At 33.2% G+C, this 14,614-nt stretch carries 14 protein-coding genes; 7 read left to right on the forward strand and 7 right to left on the reverse strand.

Features of this window, described 5'->3' with window-relative positions; translation table 11 throughout:
- Positions 1-106 precede the first annotated feature (106 nt).
- Together ACSVH7_RS11325 and aroC are read right to left on the reverse strand one after the other, a co-directional pair.
- Complete coding sequence (locus ACSVH7_RS11325; RefSeq protein WP_438066809.1) at positions 107-1,360, reverse strand: dicarboxylate/amino acid:cation symporter; 1,254 nt, start codon at positions 1,358-1,360, stop codon at positions 107-109.
- Positions 1,361-1,402: 42 nt separating this feature from the next.
- A complete protein-coding gene (gene aroC, locus ACSVH7_RS11330) occupies positions 1,403-2,464 on the reverse strand; it encodes a chorismate synthase (protein ID WP_438066810.1) in 1,062 nt (353 codons plus the stop codon).
- 366 nt (positions 2,465-2,830) lie between these two features.
- Here aroC and ACSVH7_RS11335 point away from each other — a divergent pair, with 366 nt between their 5' ends.
- Positions 2,831-3,262, forward strand: coding sequence for a hypothetical protein (locus ACSVH7_RS11335; RefSeq protein WP_438066811.1), 432 nt, complete (start codon positions 2,831-2,833; stop codon positions 3,260-3,262).
- 143 nt (positions 3,263-3,405) lie between these two features.
- Here the strand turns inward: ACSVH7_RS11335 and ACSVH7_RS11340 are convergent, their stop codons facing one another.
- Together ACSVH7_RS11340 and ACSVH7_RS11345 are read right to left on the reverse strand one after the other, a co-directional pair.
- Positions 3,406-3,957, reverse strand: a complete 552-nt coding sequence (locus tag ACSVH7_RS11340) for a Smr/MutS family protein (RefSeq protein WP_438066892.1) — start codon at positions 3,955-3,957, stop codon at positions 3,406-3,408.
- Entirely contained in the window at positions 3,947-4,132 is a 186-nt protein-coding gene (locus ACSVH7_RS11345; protein WP_438066812.1) for a hypothetical protein, read from the reverse strand. The genes ACSVH7_RS11340 and ACSVH7_RS11345 overlap by 11 nt, the downstream gene beginning before the upstream one ends.
- A gap of 473 nt (positions 4,133-4,605) precedes the next feature.
- On the opposite strand from ACSVH7_RS11345, the gene ACSVH7_RS11350 reads away from it, so the two are divergent.
- Complete coding sequence (locus tag ACSVH7_RS11350; protein WP_438066813.1) at positions 4,606-4,887, forward strand: DUF2752 domain-containing protein; 282 nt, start codon at positions 4,606-4,608, stop codon at positions 4,885-4,887.
- A 6-nt stretch (positions 4,888-4,893) separates the two neighbouring features.
- Here ACSVH7_RS11350 and ACSVH7_RS11355 read toward each other — a convergent pair whose 3' ends face one another.
- The gene (locus tag ACSVH7_RS11355; protein ID WP_438066814.1) at positions 4,894-5,595 is read right to left on the reverse strand and encodes a DUF1003 domain-containing protein; all 702 of its coding nucleotides are present in this window, start codon (positions 5,593-5,595) and stop codon (positions 4,894-4,896) included.
- A gap of 140 nt (positions 5,596-5,735) precedes the next feature.
- On the opposite strand from ACSVH7_RS11355, the gene ACSVH7_RS11360 reads away from it, so the two are divergent.
- From ACSVH7_RS11360 to ACSVH7_RS11375, 4 genes are all read left to right on the forward strand, one after another.
- Positions 5,736-6,356, forward strand: coding sequence for a hypothetical protein (locus ACSVH7_RS11360; RefSeq protein WP_438066815.1), 621 nt, complete (start codon positions 5,736-5,738; stop codon positions 6,354-6,356).
- Between the two features lie 450 nt (positions 6,357-6,806).
- A complete protein-coding gene (gene epsC / locus ACSVH7_RS11365; RefSeq protein WP_438066816.1) occupies positions 6,807-7,598 on the forward strand; it encodes a serine O-acetyltransferase EpsC in 792 nt (263 codons plus the stop codon).
- Entirely contained in the window at positions 7,598-8,485 is an 888-nt protein-coding gene (gene cysM / locus ACSVH7_RS11370) for a cysteine synthase CysM (RefSeq protein WP_438066817.1), read from the forward strand. The genes epsC and cysM overlap by 1 nt, the downstream gene beginning before the upstream one ends.
- A 66-nt stretch (positions 8,486-8,551) precedes the next feature.
- Positions 8,552-9,790, forward strand: a complete 1,239-nt coding sequence (locus ACSVH7_RS11375) for an acyloxyacyl hydrolase (protein ID WP_438066818.1) — start codon at positions 8,552-8,554, stop codon at positions 9,788-9,790.
- 303 nt (positions 9,791-10,093) lie between these two features.
- Here ACSVH7_RS11375 and ACSVH7_RS11380 read toward each other — a convergent pair whose 3' ends face one another.
- Complete coding sequence (locus tag ACSVH7_RS11380) at positions 10,094-10,939, reverse strand: DUF2911 domain-containing protein (RefSeq protein ID WP_438066819.1); 846 nt, start codon at positions 10,937-10,939, stop codon at positions 10,094-10,096.
- 588 nt (positions 10,940-11,527) lie between these two features.
- Here ACSVH7_RS11380 and lpdA point away from each other — a divergent pair.
- Positions 11,528-12,916 carry a dihydrolipoyl dehydrogenase gene (lpdA, locus tag ACSVH7_RS11385; RefSeq protein WP_438066820.1) on the forward strand — a complete coding sequence of 463 codons (1,389 nt, stop codon included), beginning with the start codon at positions 11,528-11,530 and terminating at the stop codon, positions 12,914-12,916.
- Between the two features lie 56 nt (positions 12,917-12,972).
- On the opposite strand, the gene ACSVH7_RS11390 is transcribed toward lpdA, so the two are convergent.
- Positions 12,973-14,613: a KGGVGR-motif variant AAA ATPase gene (locus ACSVH7_RS11390; RefSeq protein ID WP_438066821.1), complete on the reverse strand. Its 1,641-nt coding sequence runs from the start codon at positions 14,611-14,613 to the stop codon at positions 12,973-12,975.
- Position 14,614: the final 1 nt, after the last annotated feature.

Genomic DNA, 14,614 nt, shown 5'->3' on the forward strand with positions numbered 1-14,614 from the left:
TGAAATATTTTCAAAAAAAATAACCATATGATAATCACATATTTACTTACAATAAAAAAGCCTGTAGTTTTACACCACAGGCTTTTGAATTCGTAGGTAATACAGATTATTCTTTTTCCCATTTTCCCACTACCGATGTTGCTAGAGCATTACCTAATACATTAGTTGCACTCCTAAACATATCACAAAAATGGTCAATTGGTAAAATTAAAGCAATTCCTTCTACGGGTATATCGAACATTCCACAAGTAGCTGCCACCACGACTAAACTAGCCCTTGGGACACCGGCAATTCCTTTACTAGTCAACATTAAAACAAAAAGCATTGTAAATTGTGTGGCTAAATCTAGGTGAATTCCATAAGCTTGCGCTATAAAAATTCCTGCAAAAGTCATGTACATCATACTACCATCTAGATTAAATGAATATCCAAGTGGCAACATAAAAGATACAATTTTGTCTTTAACTCCAAATCGTTCTAATTCTTCTGTCAATTTTGGAAACACTGCTTCCGAACTTGTAGTACCAAAAGCTATGATAAGTGGACTAACTATATGCTTTAAAAGTGAAGCCATTTTCTTTCCTAAAAATAGATATCCAATTGCAATTAAAACCAACCAAAGAGTACTAATACCGATCAAAAATGATCCAAAGAATTTGAAATAAGTGATGGCCAGCTCGCTAAAATCTCTGACAGCAAATACTCCTGCAATGGCACCAAAAACTCCAATTGGCGCAAACTTCATAACAAAATTGACCATTTTTAGAATGATATGCGATAATCTATCCATGAAATCTACCACAGGTTTTGCATGACTTCCAATGGAAGCTGCCGCTAATCCGAAAAAAATGGAAAAAACTACAATTTGCAAAATTTCATTGGTAGCCATTGCTTCAATAATACTCTTGGGTACAATATGTTCAATAAAATTATTGAAAGAAAGACTTTGTGTTTTTCCGGTAACCTCGCTAACAGCGCTTGTATCAACATTGGATAAATTTAGCCCCACTCCTGGACTTAAAATGTTAACATAAAACATTCCAATTAGCAAAGAAATAAATGAGGCGGTAAAAAACCAAGCCAAAGCTTTGCCTCCGATTCTACCAACAGCTTTGATATCACCTAATTTAGCTATCCCTACAACAAGAGTCGTAAATACCAAAGGTGAAATAATCATTTGTACCAAGCGAATAAAAATTGTGGCAAGAACTTTTATTTTGTTGCTAAATTCCTGTGCATTATCCATATCCCAAGAATTATGAATAAAAATTCCTAAGATAGCACCAAGAATCATGGCTATTAAAATTTGACCCGTGAGTCCTTTAAAAAAAGCTTTTTTTGGGGTTTGGATTACTTCCATTGGTTAATTGATTATACTATTATTGTTGATTTGTAAAAAAAATTATTGATAGGTTTTGTTCAATAAATAAAAATCTGCTAGAACGATGGCTGCCATTGCTTCTACGATAGGTACAGCTCTCGGTACTACACAAGGATCGTGTCTGCCTTTTCCGGTCATTTCCACTTGATTACCATCTTTGTTAATGGTGTTTTGTTTTTGCATAATGGTAGCTACTGGTTTAAAAGCTACTCGAAAATAGATATCCATACCATTACTTATTCCTCCTTGAATTCCTCCCGAAAGGTTTGTTTGAGTTGTTCCGTCAAGATTAAATAAATCGTTATGTTCGCTTCCTTTCATTTTTGCACCACAGAATCCACTTCCAAATTCAAAGCCTTTTACAGCATTGATCGACAGCATTGCTTTGCCTAGTTCGGCATGTAATTTATCAAAAACGGGTTCGCCAAGTCCAATGGGGACATTTTGAATAACACAAGTGATTGTTCCGCCTACTGTATCACCTTGTTTTCTGATTTCTTTAATGTAGTCCTCCATTTTAGCGGCCATCTCCATATCCGGACAACGAACTGGGTTGTCTTCAATTTTAGAAAAATCCAAATCTTGATAGGGTTTTTCCAAAAAAAGAGGACCCACAGAGGAAACATAAGCCTTGAATGTAATAGAGGGCATCATTTGTTTTGCAATAGCACCAGCAACTACTCTACTAGCGGTTTCTCTTGCAGAGCTCCTACCACCACCTCTATAATCTCGAATTCCATATTTCTTTTCATATACATAATCGGCATGACTCGGTCTGTAATTATCTTTAATATGAGAATAGTCATCCGATTTTTGATTAGTGTTAGGAATGATAAAACCTATAGGTGTACCTGTTGTTTTGCCTTCAAAAAGGCCTGATAAAAACTGTACTGTATCAGGTTCTTTTCTTTGGGTAACGATAGCTGATTGTCCTGGTTTTCTTCGAGACATTTCAACTTCAATTGCCTCTAAATCAAGTGTAATTCCAGGAGGACATCCGTCAATAATTCCCCCTAGAGCTTCTCCATGCGACTCTCCAAATGTTGTGATTTTGTATAAAGTACCGTAACTGTTTCCTGCCATGATTTTAATATTTTGGACAAATGTAAGTTTTAACGAGTAAACAAAAAAATTAATTTAGCAAGTATGTTATATAAAATTTATTAAAAATACTGATTTTTGTTAAAAAATTAACTTTATAAACAATTATTAAAGTAATATTTATTATTAATATAATCAAATAAAGTTATTTGTATAATCCTTAAACTATTATAATCCTTCTGTTATTTAACAAATGACTAATAAATAATGAAATTAAATCCAAAAAAAAGCAAATAAAATAACGCCTTTTATTGGTTAAAAAATTCATAATGAATTCGTTGATGTCTATTTTTTACTAATTTTGCAGCTCTATGTTATTTATATTATTAATATTTTAGTACAAAAATTATGAAAAAATTTCTTTTAGGATTACTGTTTTTGGGATCAGCACATTTTGCAAATGCTCAAGAAATTGGGGTTAGATTTGGAGATGTAACAGGTAATGATGTGGCTGTAGATGCTGTTTTTTCTGCAGGTAAATTCAGCCGAATCCACGCTGACGTTTCTTTTGGAAATGGTGGTGTTGGAGTGGAAGCATTATACGATTTCATTTATAGACCTCTAGGGAGTGAATCGTTCAATTGGTATATGGGAGCAGGTCCATCTGCTTTTATTGGCGATGATTTTCTTTTAGGCCTTAGTGGAGAAGTGGGTCTAGAATATCGTTTTAAAGGAGCTCCAATTGCCATTGGTGTTGACTGGAGACCTACACTGTGGGTACTAGAAGATACAGATTTCCATGCAGGAGGTTTTGGGTTAAATGTTAGATTTGTTTTCTAAAAAGAAGCAAAGAAAAATAAAAGGGAAGCTGCAGCTTCCCTTTTATTATATAAAAAAACAGGAATAGTAGTATTTCTTATGTGAACACTAAAAAACAATAGTCTATTGCGTTTTGATTTCGTAGCAAAGACGAGTTAAATAAATTATTTTGTGTTTTGTTTGAAATACACTTCTGTAGCGCCTAATCCATATTTTTGGTAATTAGCATCTTGAAATACTACATTGTCATAGCGACCTAAGAGAAAATCTAGCTCAGCTTTGAGGACTCCTTCTCCTACTCCATGAATGAAAACAATCTTAGGAATTCTATTTCTAATAGCAAATTCAATATGACGCTTAGCGGTATCAGCTTGCAGGGTCAATATATCGTAATTAGACATTCCGCGTTTATTAGGTACTAATTTTTCGATATGTAAATCAAATTCGGGAACGCCTACTTCCTTTTTTTCTTTGCGCTCTTTTACAAAACTTCTAGGCGCAGGAATTGTTTTTTCTTTGATGATTTCTTCTACATTAATTCTTCGGATAGTATCCATTAAATTACTGTCGTTGTGCAGTTTAACTAATTCATGTGATCCAAATTTCATCATAAAACCATCCTCCGTTTCAATGGTTACATCTGTTCCATTAACAGCGATCACTTGACCATTAATTGCCTCGTCTAAAACTGACACTCGGTCCCCTTTATTCCACATCATTTTCACCTTTATTTTGATTTTTACTGGGCGTTTTGGCACTTAAACGCATCATTCCATACATAAAAACAATCAAAGCCATCACCATCAAATACACATTTTTCTCTGGTTTACTTTGTTCATAAAAAGCAACTCCAATGGCCAAAACCATAATCAGCATCAGTATCTTTTTCATTTGTAAAAAAATTTCAAGCTTCAAAAATAAGAAATAAAAACGAGCAGCCCGTTTATTAAAAAAAGGATTTCCATTCGGTTTTGCGCGAAAAGCTTAAAATAAATAAAAATATTCCAGCCCCAAAAGGCAACCACAAACAAATAAACCAGTAAGCACATTAAGAAAATTAAGATTAATTATACTTGATGTGCCTTACTATCTTACTAGTTAAAAAAGAAGCTTACTTTTAAACTATTTCCCTTAATTCGCAGCGCTTTCTTTGCAGCTTTGTGAGAAATCAACGGAATGCATGACACTATTTTATTCTAATTACTTGTAATGGTTTTTATGCCTCAAATTTTTAATAGCTGTCTTATTAGTATCCTTTACTTTCAAAAATAGTACCCTTTGTGCTGTTCGTGGCTACCTTTTTTAAAAACAAATTACTGAAATGGAATCGACTTTTTTCGTAAAATTGTATCAAATTAATGGTGATGCATTTAGAAAAGTATTTGATTCCTTGTTTGAGTAAAACACTGTTTGGCGTAGAATGCATGGGCTGTGGTTTTCAACGCGCCCTACTTTTGATAGTAAAGGGTGAATTGGTGAATGCTTTTGTAATGTATCCTGCGGTGTACAGCATGATTTTCATGTTTTGTGGTCTTTTACTGTTTTATACTACCAAAAAAACGGCCACCACTAAAAATGTATTGACAATTTTAATCGGCATTAATATTATTTTCGTAATTGGCGGCTATGTATACAAACACTATTGATTAATCTTATATTTTCATTCTGCTTAAGATATCGTTCATCATTTCGATTTGAACTTTCTGAATTTCTATTAACTCGTGTTGCTGATGTTGAATTAAATGATCCAATTTATCATGTAACATTCGCACTTCTACTTCTGATTTTAAATTAATCATATAGTCTTTTTTAGCGCGTTCTCGGTCTTTTTCTTCTTGACGGTTTTGACTCATCATGATCACTGGTGCTTGCAAAGCAGCTAAACAAGATAAAATCAAATTTAGTAAAATAAAAGGATAGGGATCAAAGCCTTTATTAAGGTAAACATAGGTATTAATGCTAATCCACACTAAAATAAAGAAGCCAAAACAAATAATAAATGTCCAACTCCCTCCAAAAGTTGCGACTTTGTCAGCCACCATTTGTCCGAAAGTACGAGTGGCTATTTCGTCTTCAACTTCTGAAACCAAAGAAGTGTCCTCCTTTAATGAGCCAATAACATGTTGTTCTAAATGACTCAATTCCCCAATCTCAGCCAATAAATAATTTGAAATATATTTTTCTCTGTAAAAATTCAACTCCGATATAGCCAAAAATTGATCACTTGTAAAATCTGGGTAATCGGCTTTTATAAGTCCCAAAATTGGATTTTGAACGGCATGGCCGGCGATTCTTTCGGTCAAAGAAAATTCACTTTGAGAGAGGTCACTTTTAAACGTGGTAGTATTTTTCATAAAAAAAAGAGTAAAATATTGATTAATAGCAAACTAAAACTTACAAAAATTTTGTAAAAATAACACTAAAACGTTCCAAAAAAACTATATTTACTTTTACAAAACACAAAACTTTTAGTACTAAATTAAAAAAAACCAAAATGAAATTAACCCACTATTTTATTATTATTTTGACAATGCTCCTGTTTTCTGGCTGTGCCTCAGGATACAAAAATCTGGAACCTTCCAAAATCAATTATATTTCTTCTGACAAAAATAATGAGGTAACCTTTAGCTACAAATATGATGTATTAAATAAAAAATATTCAAAAAAAGAGATTAAAAAAGATCTTAGGCTAATTGCTGTAAAAGTGACAAACGCTTCTGGAAAAGAAATAACTATTGGGGATGATTGTACGCTAATTTTTGATAATGGAGAGCAGGCAAAGTTAATGGAAAACAATGAAATTTTTGCTTTTTTAAAGCAAAGTCCTGCTTCTTATTTATGGTATTTATTATTAACACCCATGCAATTTTATACCGCTAAAACAAATAACAATGGTTATACTGAGCAAACTTCCTCGTTTCCTGTCGGCGTAATTATCGGTCCAGGTTTAGCAGCGGGTAATTTTTTTACGGCAAGCGCTGCAAATAAAAAATTAAAAAATGATTTGTCAATATTGAATTTATTAGGAAGAAAAATTAATCAAGGCGAAACTGTCTACGGCCTTTTAGGAATCCGGTCCACTAACTATAATGCCTTGCATATCAAACTTAAATAATTAAAGCATTATTATTTAGAACTAACAATCATAACATCTGAATAAAAATTCCTTTCATCGAAGTTTTAACTAGAGAACGCGCTTGGAAATAAGTAGCATAATATAAAGAACTTACTTTCTTTTGAAGCAAAATGGTTTGCTTAGAAACACTGAAAAAATGAGTGAATTCGTGTACAACCAAATTACAACATCGGCAATCTTTTATGGATTTAAATAAAATCAATTTGAGATGAAATAATGCAGTTAGAATACGTATAGTTTTATTAGATTTCAACACAAACAGCATTCATTTTATAAACATGAAATGAATGCTGTTTTTTTTATTTTAATTATCATATAAAATCTATCAAAAAAATAGACTAAACAGATATTATTCCCCTAAAAATGGAGATTATCTCTAAAAAACATCTTATTTTTACGCTTTAATTTCACTTAAATCGCTTTATTGTTGTGTCAAAATCGCAAACCATTCAAAATATAAGAGTTCTTAAAAGTCATTTGACTATTATTTATAGCATCAAAACCAAAACAGAAGCTTTCACAGAAAAACTATTCTATACTCTTTTTGACTCCAATGCATCTCTGGAGCAAAGTATTGATACATTAGAACAACAATTTAAAGAGATTGCTAAAATTGCTTGTAAAAAAGCGGAGAATCATTGCGAAAGTGCTTGGGAAAATTTCCTCAAAAAATTGCCTTTGGTGCTGGAACAACTCAATCAAGATGCCGCTTATATTCTAAAAAATGATCCTGCCTCAAATGGTATTGAAGAAGTATATTTGGCTTATCCAGGCTTTTATGCTATCGCTATTTATAGGCTAAGTCACGAATTGTATTTGTTAGATTTACTACTTTTTTCAAGATTAATGAGCGAATATGCACATCGAATCACTGGTACGGATATTCATGCAGGTGCTAGCATTGCGTCTCCTTTTTTTATTGATCATGCTACCGGAATAGTGATTGGTGAAACGACAGTAATTGAAGAAAACGTCAAAATTTACCAAGGAGTCACTTTGGGTGCGCTTAGCGTTAGTAAGGAAATGAAAAACACCAAAAGACACCCTACCGTAGAAAAAAACGTGTGCATTTATGCTAATGCCACTATTTTAGGGGGCGATACGATTATTGGAGAAAATAGTATAGTGGGGGGAAACTCATGGGTCACCAAATCCATTCCTGCCAACTCAACCGTATTAAACACTACCACTACCGAGGTTAAGATAAAAGAAAAACGATAATGAAACCACAAAAGTTAGCGAATCTTATTGGCAACACTCCTTTAGCCATCAGTCAAAATTTAGTTAAAAATCCTAACATACAATTACTTCTAAAACTGGAAGGAAATAATCCGGGAGGCAGCGTAAAAGATCGCGCGGCCTACAACATGATTAAATCTGCAATAGAACGAGGAGACATCAAAAAAGGCGATAAATTAATTGAAGCTACCAGCGGAAATACCGGTATCGCTTTGGCTATGATTGCTCAATTATTCCAGATAGAAATAGAATTGGTTTTACCTGAAGATGCTACAATTGAACGTACACAGACCATGAGAGCCTATGGCGCAACAGTAATTTTAACATCTGCGAGCTCAGGCATCATTGGATCAAGAGACTATGCCGATAAAAAAGTAGCCGAAGGTGGATATTACATGCTCAACCAATTTGCCAATGAGGACAATTGGAAAGCACATTACAACACTACGGGCCCTGAAATATGGGAGGACACCGAAGGAACTGTAACTCATTTCGTCTCGGCCATGGGGACTACCGGAACCATTATTGGTACTTCGACTTATTTGAAAGAAAAAAATCCTTCCATTCAAATTGTTGGAGCGCAACCAAGTGATGGTTCTCAAATTCCGGGTATTCGCAAATGGCCACAAGAATATTTACCTAAAATTTTTGATGCTTCCAAAGTAGATACCATTATTGAAGTAACCGAAACAGAGGCTAGAGCTATGACACAACGCTTAGCTAAAGAGGAAGGAATTTTTGCGGGTATGAGCAGTGGTGGCTCAGTTGCCGCTGCCTTAAAATTGGCATCCACTCTTGAATCCGGAGTGATTGTTGCTATTATTTGTGATCGAGGGGATCGGTATCTGTCTTCTGATTTATTTGACTAATTAGGAGCAAACAAATTAAAATCAATTCAAATTGAATTTCAAATTAAAATAATAGGTTGCACCAAAATGGTTTTAAAAAGAATAACTGTAATTTTTATAGGTTTAATAAGTACTATCGGTATTGCACAAGAAAGCAATACGACACATAAGGATCAGGTTACTTCTTTGGGTGTCGGCTTTTCCATAGGGAAAACCATTCCATCAATTAGTATTTTTCCAGCAACTGAAAATCAAAAAGGGTTTGATGTATCGATAGCAAAAACAACTTTTGACAACCACACTTGGGCTAAAGCATTACATTATCCAAAAACAGGATTGCTATTTTCCTTAGCCGATTTTGGAAACACGCAACAGGTAGGCTACGGATTTACACTTATGCCCTATCTGGATTTTGGTGTGCTGAATAAGTGCACTAACAGACTTCGTTTCCAAATAGGACTTGGAGCATCTTATAATAATGTAATCTATGACAAAGTTACTAATCCGGGAAATTTTGGTATTTCAACGCATTTTACATGGGCATTTCGTTCCTTTATATATTACGACATTATTCATAAAAAAGATTTTAGTGTTAAAATTGGTGGAGGGGCGACTCATTTTTCTAACGGACACACCCGACTACCCAATCATGGTTTAAATTCATTTTTAGCAACGGTAAAAACAGATTTTAACCTTTCAAGAAGTCCTTTGCAGACATCTTCTTCTTCGGAAGATCATGACGATAGTGCAAATCAGTATTATTTTTCAACTCGATTGGGTTTAGGTCAAAAAGTATTAGCTAGAGATTTTAATGAAAGAAAAAATACCTATACCCTCTCTTTAGCAGTGGGACGAATAAAAAACAAAACCTACAAATATGGCTTTGGAGTGTACTATCGTTTTTATGAAGATTACTATGATTACATCAAAGAATCAGGTACTGTTATCACTACTAAATTTCCAACATTAAAAAACAATCCTTATCATAATGCTACTGCTTTAGGAGTATTTTCAAATTTTGAAGTATTGATGAATCATTTCAGTATAGAAACCGAATTGGGATTAAATCTTTATAAGCCTGCTTACAAATTAGATTGGTACCTAAACAATGGGGGCTCTAGTACAGGGGTGTATGTAGCAAAAGAATTTGGTACAAAAGCAAAAATAAAGCAATACATTTCTTCTCGTTTAGGCTTTCGTTATTATGCCATTACTGCAAATAAAGCTCCGAAACACAACTTGTTTGTAGCAGCGAATATTAATGCAAACCTGGGACAAGCTGATTTTTCAGAACTAAGTTTGGGATATGTTTACAGTCCAAAATAGTGAACATTGCTTGTTAGTTAAACCCAGAATCCGCATTAGACTTCGTAGCGAAACTGAATTATTCAATAAAAGCAAGAGCTCACGGACTATTTTTGAAGAAGGAATACTTTCGTATTTTGAATTTAAAAATAGGAGTAAGTTCTTGGTTTTGAAGAAGAATTTAGTTGTAGTAGATTTCTAATGCGGAATCTGGGTTAAAAGTCAAAACTCAAGGATTTTGAAAAGCAAATCTAGGTTTTACCCATAAAAAATCCCATTCTTGTTGAAGCGAATGGGATTTTTTTTGACTATGAAAATCACGAATTATTTTTTACTCCACTCCGTAATACTGTCTTTATTCATTTTTACATAATCTTGATTTTTGGCGATTTCAGCTGCAGCAAGAGATAATTTTGCAGTTTCGATTGCGCCATTTTTATCTCCTTGTTTGGCTTGAATCAATGACTTCAATCTCAAGAACCAAAATGGTTTTTCAGTACTTAATTCTAAAGCTTTATCTACATAGGTTCTTGATTTTGTGAGATCACCATTAGATTGAAACAAATATTGTGAGGCAGCAAAATAATCATTGGCCGTTGGGCCAGCTAATACTTTATTGATGCTTTCTGTAGCAATTTTTTGTGTAGGAACTTCAAATTTCATAGACACTGAAGAATTTTCCCATGCCATGTCCAAGTGTCCGGAATTTAAATCTAAGTTATTAATCCCAATGGTAAACGATTCAACTGCTTTGGGTAAAGCCTCTTCTTTTACAGTAGTTCTTAAAGCTACATTTTCTTCTTTGAATTCCTCGGGTAATCCCCAATTATCGGTTGTGCTGTAAAAAATCACTTCCCAACTTTCAATTTTTGGAATGGTGTACAAAGCATACTTCCCTTTTTTTAAGGTTTTTCCGTCTATAATTACGTCATCTGAAAAAGAAATAGTAGTATTGGCATTGGCTCCTGTTCTCCATAATTTCCCAAAAGGAACTAAATTTCCAAAAACGGGTCTTCCTTTGGCTGCAGGGCGTGAATAGACCACTTCTACCTCTGTAAGTCCAACAGTTTGCATAATAGTCGCTTTCGGACTCGGTGCGGGTGTTTTTACTTGCGCTTCGATTGTGAAGTTCGCTATAAAAACCGCTAAAGCAATGATAATTTTTTTCATGTTTATTTATTAAGTTAGTGGCCCAAATTTACAAATAAGATTGCTTTAGTTGTTTGTTTTTTTTTGACATTTTAAGCAACAATCCAATAAATTGTAGGGAACTCAAATATTATTTTATATGACTATCCGTGACTAGTACCATTTCACAGAATAAATTAGTTGTTGAATGTTTTTCACAAATATAAACCTTTCTGATCTTTGCGTCTTCGCGACTTTGCGAGCCCAATTTCACGCAAAGGCGCAGAGACGCAAAGTATATTGTCATTATTTAGACTGTTGGTATGAGTTACGGACAGTCCTATTGTTTTTTTTAAAATTTCAGGATGGGTAGTAATAACAGCTAGCAATGTTTGCGTTGTTAAGATTCTATTTTTCTTACTCTCTTACTCGCAAAATAGGATAGCTTAACCCTAAAATCTATTCCGTTTAAAATATACATTTTATGACAAAAAAGTTAGATTAACATATTCTCACATTGAAAGTTTCTCAAAACAGAATAAATCCTTAATTTTGTTTCCGATTTAAAAGAACACCTTAAATTCATCCAAACAAATAATTTATACTTTTAAAAAATTAAAATTAAAAAAAATGAAATACGATATTATAGTTTTAGGAAGTGGTCCTGGAGGTTATGTTACAGCCATTAGAGCTTCACAATTAGGTTTTAAAGTTGCGGTTGTAGAAAAAGAAAACCTTGGTGGTGTTTGCTTAAATTGGGGATGTATCCCAACGAAAGCCTTACTAAAATCAGCACAAGTTTTTGATTATTTAAAACATGCTGCTGACTACGGATTGACTGTAAAAGAATTTGACAAAGATTTTGGTGCTGTTGTTAACCGTAGCCGTAGTGTAGCTGACGGAATGAGCAAAGGGGTTCAGTTCCTAATGAAAAAAAATAAAATTGACGTTATTGACGGATTTGGAAAGCTAAAAGCTGGAAAAAAACTAGACGTTACGGATAAAGACGGAAAAGTAACGGAATACAGCGCTGATCACATCATTATTGCTACAGGTGCTCGTTCTCGTGAATTACCTAACTTACCTCAAGATGGTGTAAAAGTTATTGGTTACAGACAAGCCATGACGTTACCAACTCAACCTAAATCTATGATTATTGTAGGTTCTGGAGCAATTGGAGTGGAGTTTGCACATTTCTACAACTCAATGGGAACAGAGGTGACTATTGTAGAATTTATGCCAAACATTGTTCCTGTAGAAGACGAAGACATTTCAAAACAAATGGAACGTTCTATGAAAAAAGCTGGAGTTAAAATTATGACTAACGCTTCTGTCGAAAGAATCGATACTACTGGTGCTGGAGTAAAAGCTTATGTGAAAACGGCTAAAGGTGAAGAAGTCTTAGAAGCAGATATTTTATTATCGGCTGTTGGAATCAAAACCAACATCGAAAACATTGGATTAGAAGAAGTAGGAATTGCTACTGACAGAGATAAAATTTTAGTAAACGCCTACAATGCTACAAACATTCCTGGTTACTACGCAATTGGAGATGTAACTCCAGGTCAAGCGTTAGCGCACGTGGCTTCTGCAGAAGGAATCAACTGTGTTGAAAAAATTGCAGGTCTTCATGTTGACCCAATCGATTACGGAAATGTACCAGGTTGTACGTATGCCACCCCAGAAATTGCTTCTGTTGGTTTGACAGAAAAACAAGCCAAAGAAAAAGGATACGAATTGAAAATTGGTAAATTCCCATTCTCTGCTTCTGGAAAAGCAAAGGCTTCTGGAGCTGCAGATGGTTTTGTAAAAGTAATTTTTGATGCTAAATACGGTGAATGGTTAGGATGCCATATGATTGGTGCTGGTGTTACGGATATGATTGCTGAAGCAGTGGTAGCTCGTAAACTAGAAACTACAGGTCACGAAATCTTAAAAGCTATCCACCCTCACCCAACGATGAGTGAAGCGGTTATGGAAGCTGTAGCTGATGCTTACGGAGAAGTAATTCACTTGTAAGTTCTACTTTAAAAGTTAAAAACCGATTTGAATTTTTTCAAATCGGTTTTTTTATGCTAATCCTGAAGATTTACTTTTATTCTATATGTTTTCAATAAATTTAAAAAACGTTCTTCTTTAAAATACTTTTTATAAACTTCTTCTTCATGAACTATTCTATCAAAATTTTCAGAATTCATTCCAAAAATAAAAGATAATTGAAGATTTTTATAAAATTCGTTTTCATTACCCAATTCTGCATATATCTCAGCTAAAGTAGTAGAAGCAAATTCATTTTTAGGATTTAGTTCTAAACATTTATAAACATATTCAAATGCTTTTTCAAATTCTTTTAATAATCTATATGAATTTCCAACAGCATTATATCCATTATCATAGTCAGGAAAATATTCAATTACTTTTAAATAATAACTTAAAGCTTTTTTATAATCTAATTTATCATAATAAATATTACCTAAAAACAACAATGATGATGAATTTCTATTATCATTTTTTAAAATATTCTCAAGTATTTTTTTTGCTTCATCTGTCTCATTTAACTCATCTAGACAAAAAGCAATACGATACTGATAGTGCCAATTTTTACTGTCAATTTCCGAGGCTTGTCTTGCATATAATAGTGCCTCATCATAATTATGCAATTCAATAAAAGCTAGAGCCAGCAAATCCATTCCTTCATGAGAATTTGAATTTAGCGCAATTGCTTTTTTAAGTTTATTAATTTTTATAGCATTATCTAATATGTTTCGAGCTTCTTCAATTAATAATTCAGATTCTCTTAAATCATTAAACCTACAGAGTTCATCATCAGTTAAATCATCCTTAGTCAACTCTTCAAATAAAGTCAAATAATCCTCTTCGATTGGTACGACTTGATTTGAAGTAGTTTTCTCTGAAACAATATTAATCTTAAATCTCTCTTCCTCTTCCAAATCTCTATCAGAATGAATTACAAATACTTTATCTATTAATTTTCCATCTTTGTTTATTTGAAGTAAGGCTTTTCGAGTTATTCTAATTTCTTTATGTTTTTCATCAGGATTTGGATAATAAGGAATTCTTGTTAAAACAAAATGAATTTTAGGTAATCTACCTAACAAATTATTTTCATTATTCATTAAACTCTTGATTATTCTAGCAGTTCCAGAAATATTTTCATCATTATTAGCAGCTAAAGTAACTACACTATCAGCCAATAATGTCATTGCAATTCCTGAAATATCTGTAATTCCCGTTCTTGAATCTATCAGAATAAAATCTGGCTTTAAATCAATTTTTATTAATTCTTTAAGATGCAACAATAGGTTAACACCATTATTTTCCTCAGAATAAAATAAATCTTTCCAATTAATAGAAGATAAATTTTTCCAGTACTCGTTGCTATAAATATCTCCTGCCGGAATCAACTTTATAGAACCATTTAGAGTTCCTAAATAATTCACATCAGTCACATATTCATTAATAGTTTTTGGAACATAATCTTTATTCTGAAAATCAGAAATATATTCCACAATTCCTTTATTTATTTCTGATTGATTTATGTGTTTATTGAATTTAAGATGCAAACCTGGAGCTTCTAAATCAAAATCAATAATACATACCTTTTTCCCTAAATCAGCCAATCGCATTGCAATGTTTGATAATGTTAGCGACCTACCAACTCCACCTTTATATGAATAAAAAGTTATTGTTTTCATT

This window comes from Flavobacterium sp. TSSA_36 (assembly GCF_051547165.1).
GTDB lineage: Bacteria > Bacteroidota > Bacteroidia > Flavobacteriales > Flavobacteriaceae > Flavobacterium.